Annotated in this window: 14 protein-coding genes and 1 pseudogene; 9 read left to right on the top strand and 6 right to left on the bottom strand. The window is 65.9% G+C overall.

All coding sequences use genetic code 11. The features are described from left to right. The first annotated feature begins 44 nt into the window (after positions 1-44). From N2K95_RS15300 to N2K95_RS15285, 4 genes are all read left to right on the top strand, one after another. Positions 45-743, top strand: a complete 699-nt coding sequence (locus N2K95_RS15300; RefSeq protein ID WP_260652248.1) for a TetR/AcrR family transcriptional regulator — start codon at positions 45-47, stop codon at positions 741-743. Next, complete coding sequence (locus N2K95_RS15295) at positions 736-3252, top strand: MMPL family transporter (protein WP_260652247.1); 2517 nt, start codon at positions 736-738, stop codon at positions 3250-3252. Before N2K95_RS15300 ends, N2K95_RS15295 begins: the two co-directional genes overlap by 8 nt. 192 nt (positions 3253-3444) lie before the next feature. Further along, entirely contained in the window at positions 3445-3804 is a 360-nt protein-coding gene (locus tag N2K95_RS15290) for a VOC family protein (RefSeq protein WP_260652246.1), read from the top strand. Between the two features lie 33 nt (positions 3805-3837). After that, entirely contained in the window at positions 3838-4203 is a 366-nt protein-coding gene (locus N2K95_RS15285) for a VOC family protein (protein WP_260652245.1), read from the top strand. On the opposite strand, the gene N2K95_RS15280 is transcribed toward N2K95_RS15285, so the two are convergent. Continuing rightward, entirely contained in the window at positions 4200-6083 is a 1884-nt protein-coding gene (locus N2K95_RS15280) for an ABC transporter ATP-binding protein (protein ID WP_260652244.1), read from the bottom strand. The two genes, N2K95_RS15285 and N2K95_RS15280, sit on opposite strands and share 4 nt — an antisense overlap. 94 nt (positions 6084-6177) lie before the next feature. On the opposite strand from N2K95_RS15280, the gene N2K95_RS15275 reads away from it, so the two are divergent. The 3 genes from N2K95_RS15275 to N2K95_RS15265 all read left to right on the top strand — a co-directional run bounded on the left by N2K95_RS15275 (position 6178) and on the right by N2K95_RS15265 (position 9381). Next, positions 6178-6660 carry a MarR family winged helix-turn-helix transcriptional regulator gene (locus tag N2K95_RS15275; protein WP_260652243.1) on the top strand — a complete coding sequence of 161 codons (483 nt, stop codon included), beginning with the start codon at positions 6178-6180 and terminating at the stop codon, positions 6658-6660. A gap of 295 nt (positions 6661-6955) precedes the next feature. Beyond that, complete coding sequence (locus tag N2K95_RS15270) at positions 6956-7768, top strand: alpha/beta fold hydrolase (protein WP_260652242.1); 813 nt, start codon at positions 6956-6958, stop codon at positions 7766-7768. Beyond that, positions 7765-9381, top strand: a complete 1617-nt coding sequence (locus tag N2K95_RS15265; RefSeq protein WP_260652241.1) for an ATP-binding protein — start codon at positions 7765-7767, stop codon at positions 9379-9381. Before N2K95_RS15270 ends, N2K95_RS15265 begins: the two co-directional genes overlap by 4 nt. Here the strand turns inward: N2K95_RS15265 and N2K95_RS15260 are convergent. The 5 genes and pseudogenes from N2K95_RS15260 to N2K95_RS15235 form a co-directional block, all read right to left on the bottom strand. Continuing rightward, a complete protein-coding gene (locus N2K95_RS15260) occupies positions 9365-9829 on the bottom strand; it encodes a MarR family winged helix-turn-helix transcriptional regulator (RefSeq protein WP_260652240.1) in 465 nt (154 codons plus the stop codon). The genes N2K95_RS15265 and N2K95_RS15260 overlap by 17 nt on opposite strands. Position 9830: 1 nt before the next feature. After that, a complete protein-coding gene (locus tag N2K95_RS15255; protein ID WP_407080094.1) occupies positions 9831-11561 on the bottom strand; it encodes an MDR family MFS transporter in 1731 nt (576 codons plus the stop codon). Between the two features lie 160 nt (positions 11562-11721). Continuing rightward, positions 11722-11826: pseudogene (locus tag N2K95_RS15250) on the bottom strand (sulfite exporter TauE/SafE family protein); the annotation flags it as partial. Between the two features lie 271 nt (positions 11827-12097). Then, the gene (locus N2K95_RS15240; RefSeq protein WP_260652238.1) at positions 12098-12718 is read right to left on the bottom strand and encodes a hypothetical protein; all 621 of its coding nucleotides are present in this window, start codon (positions 12716-12718) and stop codon (positions 12098-12100) included. Between the two features lie 79 nt (positions 12719-12797). Continuing rightward, on the bottom strand, positions 12798-13172 hold the full coding sequence (locus tag N2K95_RS15235; protein WP_260652237.1) for a winged helix-turn-helix transcriptional regulator: 375 nt from the start codon (positions 13170-13172) through the stop codon (positions 12798-12800). Positions 13173-13255: 83 nt separating this feature from the next. Here N2K95_RS15235 and N2K95_RS15230 point away from each other — a divergent pair, with 83 nt between their 5' ends. Together N2K95_RS15230 and N2K95_RS15225 are read left to right on the top strand one after the other, a co-directional pair. Beyond that, on the top strand, positions 13256-13663 hold the full coding sequence (locus N2K95_RS15230) for a RidA family protein (protein WP_260652236.1): 408 nt from the start codon (positions 13256-13258) through the stop codon (positions 13661-13663). A gap of 56 nt (positions 13664-13719) precedes the next feature. Further along, positions 13720-14286 (top strand): GNAT family N-acetyltransferase, encoded by a 567-nt coding sequence (locus N2K95_RS15225; protein ID WP_260652235.1) that lies wholly within the window; start codon positions 13720-13722, stop codon positions 14284-14286. Positions 14287-14314 lie beyond the last annotated feature (28 nt).

Below are 14314 nucleotides of genomic sequence, written 5' to 3'. Positions count from 1 at the left end.
CCAACCGTTTGCACCCAGTGCAATGATGCACGTAGTGTAGGAACGTGCTGACCACCACCCTCCCGGTTGAAGACCGCCGCAAAGCGCTCAAAAGCCGCCACCGGCAGGAAATCGTGGCTGCCGCGGCCGCGCTGATGGACGAGCGCCAGACCACAGACTTCACTGTGGACGAGTTGGCGCAGCGCGCCGACGTTTCCCGCCGCACGGTGTTCAACCACTTCGGCTCCATCAATGACATCGTGTCCGAGGTCTGCAGTGACGTGCTCAGTTCCGCCGTCGCAAGCCTGACCGCCGTCCCTGCGTCCGACGGCCCGGCCGTGCTGGATGAAATTGCCGAGGCCTTCCGCAACGCGGACCTGGTGGGACCCATGGCCTACCTGAACCGCGTGCTCGGAGACGGGGGGCCGGCAGCGACGGCACACCCCATGGCCCTGCGGGCCTTCACCGAGCTCAGCGAACGGCTCTCCGCCGTGATGCTCAGCCGCCACCCCGAGGCCGATAAGCTCAGCGTGCACCTGCTGGTGGGCGCCCTCACCAGCGGACTGGGGGTGCTGTACCACCACTGGCACTGCGCCACCGGTGCCGTTGACACTCCGCAGTCCCGACGAAGCTGGGCCCGGATGCTGGACCAGCTTCTCGACACCGTCCGTACCGGCCATGCCGCCGGACCGGCCGGGCAAGCCTGCCCTAGTTCCGCAGTTTCCCCCAACCATCCCTCTAAAGGACAGACTCTCAATGGCTGAATTCCTCTACCGCCTTGGTGCGGCGGCCGCACGCCGTGCGCGCACCGTCCTGGCGGCGTGGTTCGCTGTGCTCGTGGTGGCCGGTGTGGCCTACACGCTCTTCAGCGGCACCCTCACCACCGCGTTCTCCATTCCCGATACGCCCACCACCAAGGTCACCGAGCGGCTGCAGGAAAAACTTCCGCAGGCATCGGGCGGCTCCGGCTCCGTGATGGTTCAGACGGAGGACGGCTCCCGCTTCACCGATACCCAGCAGCAGGAAATCTCCGAGTGGGTTAACGAGGCCGGCGAGATTGACGGCGTGGAAAACGTCATCGATCCGTTCGCCACCGAGGCGGATCGGGCCAAGCAGGGGCAGGAACTGCAGGCGGGCCTGGCGCAGGTTGAGGCAGGCCGCACCCAGATCGAGGACGGCCGCGCCCAGCTGGAGGCCGGACAGGCACAGCTCGACGCCGCGCGGGAACAGGCCGAAGCGGCGGGCGCACCCGCCGAAATGATGGCCGGACTGGACGCACAGCAGGCCGAACTGGATGCTAAGCGGGCGGAGCTGGACGCTGGCAGTGAAGAGCTGGAAGCCGGCGCCGTGCAGGCCGAACAGGGCGCAGCCCTGCTGGACATGGCCACGGAAATCCGCACCGTTTCCGAGGACGGAAGCGCCGCGATCCTGAATGTGACCTTCACTGAGTCGCAGATGGAAATTACGCAGGAAACCAAGGATGCCGTGGTGGCCCTCTTCGAGGATGAGCCCATCGACGGGGTCAAGGTGGATTTCTCCGCTGAAATCTCGGCTGCGACTCCGGCCCTCTTCGGCATCGGCGAGGTGGTTGGCCTCGTCATCGCCGGCGTCGTCCTGTTCGTCATGCTGGGCACCCTGATCGCTGCCGGGCTGCCGCTGCTGACCGCGCTGATCGGCGTCGGCATCGGTGCCCTGGGCGGCCTCGCCTTCTCCGGCGTCGTCGAAATGGCCTCCGTAACCCCGGTGCTGGGTCTGATGCTCGGCCTCGCCGTGGGCATCGACTACGCCCTGTTCATCGTGAACCGGCACCGTCGCCAGCTCAAGACCGGCCTCTCCCTGCAGGAGTCGATTGCGCTGGCCAACGGCACCTCGGGCAACGCCGTGGTGTTCGCCGGTGCAACCGTCTTCATTGCACTCCTGGCGCTCAACGTCACGGGAATCCCGTTCCTGGGCCTCATGGGCACCGTGGGTGCGGCCTGTGTTGCCATCGCCGTGCTGGTTGCCGTCACGCTGACCCCGGCACTGCTGAAGCTCGTGGGCATGCGCATCCTCAGCCGCAAGGAACGCGCGGCCATCACTCCCGCCGGCGCCGACTCCAAGGAGGGCCGCCCGCAGCTCGCGTCGGCCAAGCCCATGTCCTCCGTCCGTGCCGTGGTGACGGTTGTCGGCTCCATTGCCGCGCTGCTGCTGCTGGCCGTGCCGTCGATGGACCTGCGGCTGAACCTGCCCGACGGTTCCGCCGAATCGCACGACACCACCCAGTACCGGGCCTATGCGGCCGTCTCCGAGAAGTTCGGTGAAGGACAGAACGGTCCGCTGCTGCTCGTGGCCGAGCTGCCCGGCGAGCCCAGCGAAGAGGAAGCGCTGGTGGCCCAGAACGAGATTGCCACCGCCATCTTCGAGCAGGACGACGTGGCGGCAGTAGCCCCCATCGGTACCTCCGAAGACCGGAGCGTGGCTGCCTTCCAGGTCATTCCGGAAGAAGGCCCCACGAGCGAATCCACCGAAACACTCGTGAACTCGCTGCGCGGTATGTCCCCGGTTGAGGGCGAGAACGGCGACTACGAGATCGGCGTGGCCGGCTCTGCCAGCGGCAACATCGACATCTCCGAGAAGCTGGGCTCCGCCCTGCCGCTCTACCTCGGCGTGGTGGTGGGACTGTCCCTGCTGATCCTGATCCTGGTGTTCCGGTCCATCTTCGTTCCGGTGATCGCCACTCTCGGCTTCATCCTGTCCTACTTCGCCGCCCTCGGCGGCGTGGTGGCCATCTACCAGTGGGGCTGGCTGTCCGGCATCTTCGGGGTGGAAACCCCCGGCCCGATCCTGAGCTTCCTGCCGACCATCCTGGCGGGCATCCTCTTCGGCCTGGCCATGGACTACATGCTCTTCCTCGGCTCCGGCATGCGGGAGGCTTTCGTCCACGGCGCACCGGCACGCCTCGCCGTCGCCCAGGGCTTCCGCGCGGGACGCTCGGTGGTGGCCGCCGCGGCCATCATCATGGCGTCCGTGTTCGGCGGCTTCATCTTCTCGCACAGCACGATGATCCGGCCGATCGGCTTCGCGCTGGCCTTCGGTGTCCTTGTTGATGCCTTCGTGGTGCGGATGCTGCTGGTCCCGGCCCTGATGCACCTGGCCGGCGACAAGGCCTGGTGGCTGCCGAAGTGGCTGGACAAGATCCTGCCGGATGTCGACGTCGAGGGCGCCTCCCTGGAACGCCGCCACCCGCACGTCGACGAGCAGCACTCAGAAGTGGAGGAACCGGTCCGGAGCTAGTTCCACCCGTTCCCGAAGAACAAAGAACGTGCCGTCCTTCCTTCCGGAAGGGCGGCACGTTTTTTCGTTCCCGCGAAGCATGCCTAGACGGTGGCGGCTTCTTCTGCCGGAGCCTGGAGCAGCCTTGTTCCTGCGTGTCGGCAGCAGAATTTCGCGTGACAGCCGGCCTCGCAGCGCCCTAAGCTTCCCGCCATGGCTATCGCACGAGTTCCCAACACTGTCATCGACTGCCCGGACCCCGAGGCACTCGCCACCTTCTACGGCGCCCTCCTGGACTGGAAGGTGTCGGTGGACGACAACGGATGGGCGGACATCACCGGTGTCACCGGCCAGCGCTTCGCCTTCCAGAAGGTGGAAAACTACACGCCGCCGGTCTGGCCCGGCCAGGATGTTCCCCAGCAGATGCATATCGACGTCGACGTGGACGATCTGGCCGAGGGGGAAGCGGCGGTCCTTGCCCTTGGCGTGACCAAGCACGAGTTCCAGCCGGGGGAGACCTTCCGCGTGTTCCTGGACCCGGCAGGCCACCCGTTCTGCCTCTGTGTCGGCTAGCAGGCTGGCTGAAGCCCGGCTAAGGTTCCAGCCATGGCTATCGCACGAGTACCCAGCACAGTTATTGACTGCCCGGATCCCGAGGCACTCGCCACCTTCTACGGCGCCCTCCTGGATTGGAAGGTGAACCTGGACGGGTACGACGGCGACTGGACCGAAATCTCCGACGGCACCGGCCAGCGCTTCGCTTTCCAGCGGGTGAAGAACTACACGCCTCCGGTCTGGCCCGGCCAGGATGCTCCCCAGCAAATGCACATCGACGTCGATGTTGACGATCTGGACGAGGGGGAAGCCGCTGTCCTCGCGCTTGGGGCAACCAAGCACGAGCACCAGCTGGGAAGGACCTTCCGCGTGTTCCTGGATCCGGCGGGTCACCCCTTCTGCCTCTGCCAGGCTTAGCGGCCGGCCGGGGCGTCCGTCGGCAGCAGGGCCTCCTCCAGCAGGGCGGTGTGCGCGGCAAGCCGGGCGAACGCGCCCCCGGCCGCCCGCAGCTCCGCCGGCGTGCCCGCCTCGACAACCCGGCCGGCGTCGAGCACCACCACCTGATCCGCGTTCTCCACGGTGGAGAGCCGGTGCGCGATGGTGAGCGTGGTCCGGCCTGCCGACAGCCGCTCCAGGGCGAGCTGCACCTGTGCCTCGGTGGTGTTGTCCAGCGCCGAAGTGGCCTCGTCCAGCACCAGCACCGGCGGATTGCGCAGGATGGTGCGGGCAATGGCCAGGCGCTGCTGCTCGCCGCCGGAGAAGCGGTGGCCGCGCGCACCCACCAGGGTATCCAGGCCCTCGGGCAGGGCACCGACGGTGTCGGCCATCTGTGCCGCGGCCAGGGCGGACCAAAGCTGCTCATCGCTCGCCTCCGGATCGGCCAGCAGCAGGTTCTCGCGGATGGAGGCATGGATCAGATACGTCTCCTGCGAGACGACGCCGACAATCCGGGCCAGGTCCTCCGGCGCCAGTTCGCGTACATCCACGCCGTCGATGCTCACGCTGCCGGAACCTGTGTCGTTGAGCCGCGGCAACAGGGACGCGAGGGTGCTTTTGCCGGAGCCGGTGGGGCCGACGACGGCGGTGGTCGTCCCGGCGGGCAGCGTCAGGTCGATGCCGTGCAGGACTTCGGTGCCGTCGTCGTACGCGAAGTGCACGTCCTCAAACCGCACGTCGCCGCGCACCGCGCCCGGATCCAGCCGGACCGGATGCGCGGACGGCCGGATCTGCGGCTCGAGGTCCAGGTATTCGAAGATCCGGCTGAAGAATGCCAGCGCGGTCACCCACTGCACGCCGATGTTCAGCAGGCCCATGACCGGCCGGAAAATGCCGGCCTGCAGTCCGGTGAAAGCCACCAGGGTGCCGATGGTCATGCCGCCGCTGGTGGCCGGGAACCCGGCGGCGAGGTAAATGACGGCCGGGATGGCTGCGAAGACAATCTGCATGGTGGCCATCCGCCAGCGGCCGGCGAGCTGGCTGCGCATCTCCAGTCCCACGAGGGTCTCGGAGCGGGCGCGGAACCGTTCGGCGTCACGTGGAACTGTGCCCAGCGTTTTGGCCAGCCGCACCCCCGACACGGACAGGCCTTCCTCCACCTGGGTGTGCAGAGCGGCGAGTTCGCGCTGGCGTTCGTCGGTGACGTCGCGGCGGATGATGGCCACGCGGCGGGAAAGCCAGATGGCCGGCGGCAGGACGACCAGTGAGATGAGGGTGAGCCCGGGGGAGAGGGCCACCATTGCGACCGCGGTGGCCACCGCCGTCGTGAGGTTCGAGGCGACTCCGGTGGCGGTGGTGGTGACCACGGACTGCATGCCGGAGATGTCGTGCGTGAGCCGGGACTGCACCTCCCCGCCGCGGGTGCGGGTGAAGAAGCCGAGGGACTGGGCCTGCAAGTGGGTGAATAGGCGGACGCGCAGGGTGTGCATTACGCGCTGGCCCATCCCGGTGGCCAGCCAGGTCTGGACGACGCCGATCGCGGCGGTCAGCGCGGCCACCCCCACCATGGACGCGGTGAGGAACAGCAGCAGGCGGGTGTTGCCGTGCGGCAGCGCGTCGTCAATCACGGCGCGGACCAGGAACGGCTGCGCGAGGCCGACCACCGACGATGCGGTGATCAGCAGAACGACGACGGCGATCGTCGCCTTGTGCGGGGCGAACAGGGCGGCGATGCGCCGCAGGTGAACCGGATGCCGGGTCAGTTGTTTTTGGTCGGCGGGATTCAGTTTTGCGGGGCCGCGGCCGCCGCCTGATCCTCTACCGCTTCCGGGGCCCTCCGGGGCCGCTTCGGGAATAGCCATGGTTCCTCCTGTGCTGCCGGGAGATGCGAATCGGCAGCTAATGCAGAGGTTACCTCATTATGTGGTTACCTGTAAAACGAGTAGACTGATCTCCATGATGAATGCCTCTGCCGATCCGGCTGCCCTTGGTGACCTGATGCATGCCGCGTTCCGCGGGCTGCGGAAACGCTGGATGCAGCAGCTCGCTCCGTATGAGTTGACGCCGCACCAGTTCCGGGCGATGAATGCGGTGGCGCGGGCCGCCGGACAGAGCGGCGGCGGGGACGCCGACGTGCGTCCGGGCAGTGAGCCCGGGCTGCGGCTGAAGGAGCTGGCGGAACGGCTGCGTATTGCGCCGCGATCCGCCACGGAGGTAGTGGACCAGCTGACCGCAAAGGGGCTGGTGGAGCGCCGGGCACATCCGACCGACCGGCGGGCTGCCCTGCTGTCGCTCACCGGGGCCGGCGAGCACCTGCGGGAAACAGTCCTGGTGGAGCGGAAGCGTGAGGCGGATGAATTTTTTTCCGTCCTGTCGCCCGGAGACCGGGCGGATCTGGCGCGGATCCTCGGAAAGCTTGGCCGGAACGGGGAGGAATAAGACCGTGCATGACGGCGAAATCTCCTTCATGACGGGAGCCGTAACGGCAGCTGCCCCACGAAAGGCAAGGATGCTGCCAATTAGCAGTACATGCCATTGCATTGATTTCTTCCGCACCTCCAGCTCTGTTAGATTGCAACGGGGAATCTCTGCGCTTTCGTGCCGCTTTCTCTCTCCGGTAATTTCGCCGGTACTTGAAACAGTCTCGATATAAGGCCTCAACTTCATGTGCAATACGACCGGCATTTCTTCCGATTCCGGGTCTCATCAGGGACCCGACGAAGGCAGAAGCAGGATGAATGCGCAGACAGTAATCCGTCGAAACAACGTCCGGGTGCTGGGGCGTGCCGATGGTCCGGTGCTGCTGCTCGTTCAGGGTTTCGGCTGCGACCAGGTGATCTGGAATCCGATCCTGCCGGCATTCACGGACTCCTACAAGGTGGTGTTGTTTGACCACGCAGGAACCGGCGGTGCCGACCCTGAGGCTTATGACCCGGCCAAGTATGCCGTCCTCGAAGGCTATGCGGAGGACCTGGTGGAAATTCTGGATGCTCTGGACCTGGAGCAGGCCATCATCGTGGGGCACAGCATCGCCGGCGCGATGGCAGTGGCCGCCTCGGTGCAGACTCCACGGATTGCACGCCTCGTCCTGCTTTGCGCCGCGCCCTGCTACGTCAGCGACGACGGATATGCCGGCGGGTTCTCGGAGGAGGATATCCAGGGAGTGATGGATGCCGTGGAGGCAAACTATCCGCTCTGGGCACGGATGGTGGCTCCGGGAATAGCGGGCCCGGACGCCGGCCCGGAGGGTGAAGCTGCCATGGCCGAGCAGATGTGCCGGCTACACCCGGAATACGTGCGGGATTTCCTGCGGATGACCTTTGCCACGGACATCCGGCACCTGCTGCCCCAGGTATCGGTCCCGGCCCTGATTCTGCAGTCCCAGGCCGACCCGCTTGCTCCTGAAGCGGCGTCGTTGTACCTTCACCGGTTCCTTCCCGGCAGTACGCTGGCGGAGCTGAACGTCCGCGGAAGCATGCCGCACATCATTGCTCCCCGCGAGACGGTTGAGGCCATCCTCCAACACCTGCCGGTGGTTCGCTCATGACCGGCGCCGGTACCGGCCGGGGAGCAAACCAACCGCAGCCGCATGGAAGCGCGTACGAGGAGCACTTCCACGCGGCGCCTTCCGGACACCTCGTCCTGGCTGCGGATGGAACCATCCTGGAGGTCAACCAGACCCTTGCCGCCTGGACCGGGCGTTCGCGGGAAGCGCTGCTCGGCAGCAACGTTACCGACCTGATGCCCGTGGGTGACCGGGTGGTTTTTGCTTCCTATGCGGTGTCCCAGCTGGCCGTGTCCGGGTGCTTCAACGAAATGGCCGCGGAGCTGCTGTCCGTGAACGGGGAGCCGGTTCCGGTACTCCTGTCCGGTGTCCGTTCCGAAGACAGCGACGGCACCTCGGTGGACCGGATCGCAGCCTTCAAGGCCGCCAAACGCACCCTCTACGAGCGCGAGCTCGTGGAGGCACTGCGGAAGGCCGAAGCGGCCGAAGCTGCACGGGCCGCAGCGGAGGAAGAACTCCGGCACAAGCAGGCAGCCATCGTGGAGAAGGACCGCATCCTGCAGGCAAACCTGGTGGAGAGCCGGGAGCGGGAGGCCTTGCTGGCATCCGTACTGGATGCCGTGGACGTGGGCCTGCTGGTGGTGGATCCGGACGGGAACACGCTGCTGAGCAACGCGCACCTGCTCTCCAACTGGCGCCGGGCCATGGGGGACATTCCCATCACGGCAAAAGGACAATCGGTTCTCGGGCCGGACCGGGTCACCCTCGTCGACGACGCCGACAGCCCTGCTCAGCGGGCCGCCGCCGGCGAGTCATTCTCGGACCAGCTGGTGTGGTTCGGCACCGGTGAACACGAGCTGGCCCTCAACGTGTCCGCGCGGCCCATTAAAACCGAAGGATCCTTCTCCGGATCCGTGCTTGCCTTCAGCGACGTCACCAAGCTGGTCCGTGCCAAGGCGGCGCAGGACGAGTTCGTAGCCAGCGTGTCCCACGAGCTGCGGACCCCGCTGACCTCGATCATGGGGTACCTCGACCTTGCCCTGGACGAGGACGGCCTGCCCCCGCAGGTGGAGTCGGCCCTGAACGTCGCGCTGCGTAACTCGGAGCGGCTGCTGGCTCTGGTGTCCGATCTGCTGTCGGTTGCGTCCGGTGCCACAAAAATGGACCGCCGTCCGATGGACCTGGCTGAGATTGTGCGGGCCGGGGTGGAGTCAGTGGAACCGAAGGCGGATGCCGGCCGGGTGGAGCTGGTATCGGACATCCCGGCTTCCCTGACCGCGGACGTGGATCCGCAGCGTATGAGCCAGGTGGTGGATAACCTGCTCTCCAATGCCGTGAAGTACTCCCCCGACGGCGGAACGGTGACCGTGAGGCTGTGGCAGGACGCGCAGGCAGTCCATCTCCGGGTGGAGGATACCGGGATTGGAATGAGCATTGCCGAGCAGGAAAAGGTCTTCACCAAGTTCTTCCGTGCCCGCCGTGCCGTCGCCTCAGCAGTCCCCGGCGTGGGGCTGGGGCTGGTCATCACCAAGAACATCGTGGAGGCGCACGGCGGGAAGCTGAGCTTCATTAGCAGCCCGGGGCAGGGGAGCGAGTTCACGGTGTCCCTGCCCCTGAACGCGGTAAACGCTGAGGAAATCAGTCCCGCTCGTTGAGCTTGTGCAGCAGGTCCGAGAGGTTCCGAAGCTCGGCCGGGGTCCAGCTCCTCAGCCGGGCGCGCAGCTTGGACCGTTTGGCTGTATTCGCTCCTTCGAAGCGGGCCCGGCCTTCGGCGGTCAGGTTCAGCAGCTGGACCCGTCCGTCGGCGGGATCGGTCCGGCGGACCACCAGACCCAGGGCTTCCAGCTGAGACACCGTTCGGCTGAGCAGTGCCTTGTCCACGTGAAGGGTTTCGACAACACTGCCCTGCTGGCATTCCCCACCGCGGTACAGGGTCATCAGGACCGTGAACCCCAGCGGCTGCAGGGCTGGGTGGACGGCTGCCGCGGCGTGCTTAACGGACCGCCGGGCAGCGGCAAGCATCATCGAGAACTGGTGCTCCACCTCCAGGACCGAGGACTCGAAGGTGATGTTCTCAGAGTCCCCGGCCGTCGGCGTCGCCACGCTAGCTGTTGTCCTTTCCGGAGGGAACATCCTTTCCGGACGGAACAGCGGGATTCTGCCCGGCGGCGTGTTCGGATACGTTGGCTACCGTTTCCGCGGAGCCGGCAGGGGCCACTGCGGATTCCTCGGCCTGCATCTTCTCGTGCCGGGTCAGGCTGCCCAGCGGCAGGTTCGGCAGGAACAGCACCGCCAACAGGGTCAGGACTCCCAGCGGGGCTGCGATCATGAAGATGTGCGCCACGGAGGAGCCGTAGACCGATTCCACAATGAAGCGCACCGATTCGGGCAGCGAGTTCACATCCGGGATGGTGCCGGAGGCCAGTGAAGCGGACACTTCCTTGCCCTCCGCGCCGAGTGCGCCGATGGCAGCCATCAGCTCGCCCTGTTTCGCGGCCAGCCGGTCCGTCACCTGGGTGGCCAGCACGGCGCCGAGGGCGGAGACGCCGACGGTGCCGCCGATGGTGCGGAAGAAGTTGATGCTGGAGCTGGCGACGCCGAGGTCCCGGGTGGGAACGTCGTTCTGCACCACGAGGACCAGGTTCTGCATCACCATGCCCACGCCGGCGCCGAGCAGGAACATGTACACGGAGACCAGCCAGAAGTCGGTGTCGTATTCGATGGTGCCCATCAGGACCAGCCCGACGGTCAGCAGCACGGACCCGACCACCACATAGGCCTTCCACTTGCCGGTCTTGGTGATCATCCGGCCCACGAGTGTGGAGATGATCAGCAGGCCGGCCATCATCGGGATGGTCATCAACCCGGACATGGTCGCGGAGGCGCCGCGGGCCAGCTGCATGTACTGGGACAGGAAGACGGTGGTGCCGAACATCGCGACGCCGACGGAGAGTGATCCGATCACGGAGAAGGTGAAGGTCCGGTTGCGGAACAGGCTCAGCGGGATCAGCGGCTCCGCCGCCTTCAACTCCACGGCCACGAACGCGGCGAGGCCCAGCAAGGAGCCGCCCACCATCCATGCCGTGGCGGCACTGGCCCAGCCGAAGTCGCTGCCCACCAGTGAGACCCAGATGAGCAGGCAGGACACGGATGCCGAAAGCAGCACGATGCCGGCGTAGTCGATCTGGACTTTTCGCTTCTTCAGCGGGGGCAGGTGCAGGGTCTTCTGGATCATCACCAGTGCGACGACGGCCAGCGGCACCGCGACGTAGAAGTTCCAGCGCCAGTTGACGGTGTCCGTGATGACACCGCCGATCAGCGGGCCACCCACCGTGGATAGGGCCATCACGGCCCCGAACAGGCCCATGTAGCGGCCGCGTTCACGCGGGGAAACAATGTCCGCCATGACAATCTGGGTCAGCGCACCGAGGCCGCCGGCACCGATGCCCTGGATTACACGCATGGCGATCAGCCAGTCGGTGTTGTGGGCGAAACCTGCCGCGGCACTGGCCACGATGAAGATGATCAGGGCCAGCTGGATCAGGACCTTGCGGTTAAGCAGATCCGCGAGCTTGCCCCAGACCGGGGTGGAGACCGCGGTGGCCAGAAGGGTGGCGGTGACCACCCAGGTGAAGGCGGCCTGGTCGCCGTCGAGATCGGAAATGATCACCGGCAGCGAGGTGCTGACCACCGTGTTGGCCAGCATCGAGACGAACATGCCCAGCAGCAGGCCGGTCAGGGCCTGGAGGATGGCGCGGTGCTTGCGTTTTGCCTCGGCGCGCACCTCGGCTCGCGTTGAGGGGGAAGCGCCCTCCCGGGCAGGGGAAACGGACATGCGCACTCCAAAAAGCTGACGAAGGTTGATTTAAATCAACGTTACGTCCGGGTTTTCCGCCGTCCCGCCGATATGTGCCCGTCCGTGAGGGATCTCATGCAGGTACGTGACGCCGTCGACGTTTTGCTGCCGAATTGGGGGGGGTGGCGGCCCGGTCTGTCTAGGGCAGCAGTTCCATGGCCAGGACGAAAACGCCGATGGCCAGCACGAAGAACCCGAAGCCCCGGCGCAGTGCGGCCTCCGGAATGCGTCCGACCAGCCGGGCCGAGGGGGTATCTGCTCCAATGGTGGAGGGGCGCCAATGCCCGGTGGGAATTCGAGCCAAGGAACAAGCAGAATGTGCAGAGCAGTAAGGTGCCGCAAATGCGGCAAGACCACGTGGACCGGATGTGGAAACCACGTTGACCAGGTGATGCGCGGGGTGCCGACGGCGGACCGCTGCAGCTGCGGCGCGGACACTGCAAAAGCTGGGGCCGGCGCCCAGCCGTCCGGCGGCTGGCTCGGCAAGCTGTTCGGCCGGAAATAGGCGCAGCGGCCTAGTCGCCGCCGAGCTGTATCCCGTGCCTGATGGTCAGGACGGCTTCGGGGGTCACGGCGATGCCGGCAAAGTCCTGCAGCGCCAGGCAGACCTCTTTGCTGCGTCCCCGGCGGTCGGCGAGGTCCGCTGCGTCCTTCGCGGCTTGCTCACGTTCGTCGGCACCGTAGCAGTAGGCAGTGTCCTCGACAGGGGAGTTGGCGTTGCAGTTCGCCAGTATGGTGGTGCCGCGCTCACCGTCCGCCCTGGAGTCGATGATCTCGTAGTAGGGCTCACCGATCTTCTTCCAGACGGTGCCTGCAATAACGAGGAACTGGTCTGCGGCGTTGCGGGCGGCCTCCTCTGCCGCTGATTGGTCCTTCGTCCGGGAGAGTCCGTGGAGATGGGCGGAAAGGTCTATGACCTCCCGTGCGTTCTGGCCCAGGCTGACGAACCAGTTTCCGTCCCGGATTCGGAGCGATTCGCCGGAGTATTCGCTTCCCGGCTCATAGACGCCGGCGACCGGAGCTTCGGAGATGTCCACGGATTCCACGTCCATGCCGGTTTTGAAGACGGCATCCGGCCGCTGCCAGGGCATTAGCTTTTTCCGCTGAATACTGACGCTGAGATTGACGGTGGTCATACTTCCTCTATTTCCGTATGGGGCAGATATCCGTACATTGTCTCCGACGGCAAATACCGGGCCGGATCAAAACATTCTTTTACAGCCCCTCGTCAAACACTGCACGGGCCTGTTCAATTCGGGAAAGGTTCCCGGCGGACCACCGCAGAAGTGCGTCTACAGGTTCACGTATCGACTTGCCCAGCGGAGTCATCCGGTATTCGACGGCGACCGGCCGAGTTGCCAGAATCCGGCGTTCGATGATTCCGTTGCGCTCCAGCCGGCGCAGGGTAGTGGTCAGGGATTTCTGCGTAACTTCGGGAATTGCCCGGCGGAGTTCATTGAAACGGCAGGGTGCTTGGCACAGTTCGTTGAGCACACTCAAGGACCACTTATCCAGAACCTGGGCCAGCAGTTCACGGTGCGGGGCATCCATGCTTAATGCCGGTTCCAAGGGCATGGAAGTATCCGTCATGACACCTGGTTTCGTTGAAGTTCCCTGAAGATAGCAAGTATAAACAGACTCCTTATTCCATTTCGCGAATCCGGAGGACCCAAATGCCCGTGCAACTCTTCAGCCCCGAAGGAATGCTTCCCGACGCGCCCTATCACCACGTTGCAGTGGCTACAGGGTCGCGCTTTGTCTATGTGGCCGGGCAGGTGGCGCACATGGCAGGCGGTTCACCCATCCCCGCAGATCTGGCCGGGCAGGTCTCGCAGGCGTTGCGCAATGTGGCCCGGGGACTGGCAGGCGCCGGAGCGGGGTTCCGTGACGTGGTTCGCCTGACCTTCTACGTCACCGACTGGGAGACGGAGAAGATCGGTGAATTCATGGCGGGGATCCAAGCTGTGGCCGAAGAGATCGGACTGCCGACACCGCTGCCGCCGGCATCACTGATCGAGGTGGTGCAGCTCTACGAGCCCGGCGTATTGGTGGAAATCGAAGCCACGGCCGTGCTGGATTAGTCCGCGGTGAGCCGTGCCTCCGATCACCGGAAGCGCGGCTGTGGCAGGCTGTCGCCATGGAAACCAGCACCGGCATTCCCCCGTGGCCTTCGGTCGAGCCGCAGTATGCCGACGTGAGGCTGCGCGCGTTCCGGGACACCGACGTCGGGATGGCCATGGAGCTGGCCCAGGACAAGTACATCCCCACGGTAGGAAGCCTTCCGGCGCGGGCGACCCACGGGCAGGCCTTGGAGTGGCTGGAACGGCAGCGGGAGCGGCACGCCGCGGGAACAGGCTTTTCCTTCGCGGTGGCCGACGCCGGCACGGACCGGTGCGTGGGGCAGATCGGACTCTGGGGATGGGAGCTGCAGCACGGCCGTACCCAGGCCGGCTACGGCATCATGCCGACCGCCCGCGGCCACCGGTTTGCCACCCACGCCCTGCGGGCACTGCTGGAGTTCGCCTGGACTCTTCCGGAGCTGCACCGAGTGGAGGCGTACATTGAGCCGTGGAATACCGCCTCGATCCGGACCGCCGAGCTGGCCGGCTTTGAACGGGAGGGCCTGCTGCGGAGTTACATGGAAATCTCCGGGCAGCGCAGGGACCTGTTCATTTACGCGGCGGTGCGGGACCGCAGGGAGTAACCGGCGCCGGGACGGTGCGGGTGCAATC

This window comes from Arthrobacter zhaoxinii (assembly GCF_025244925.1).
Taxonomy (GTDB): domain Bacteria; phylum Actinomycetota; class Actinomycetes; order Actinomycetales; family Micrococcaceae; genus Arthrobacter_B; species Arthrobacter_B zhaoxinii.
The sequence above is the reverse complement of the archived record's forward strand: the minus strand, read 5'-3'. Positions and strand labels throughout refer to the sequence as shown.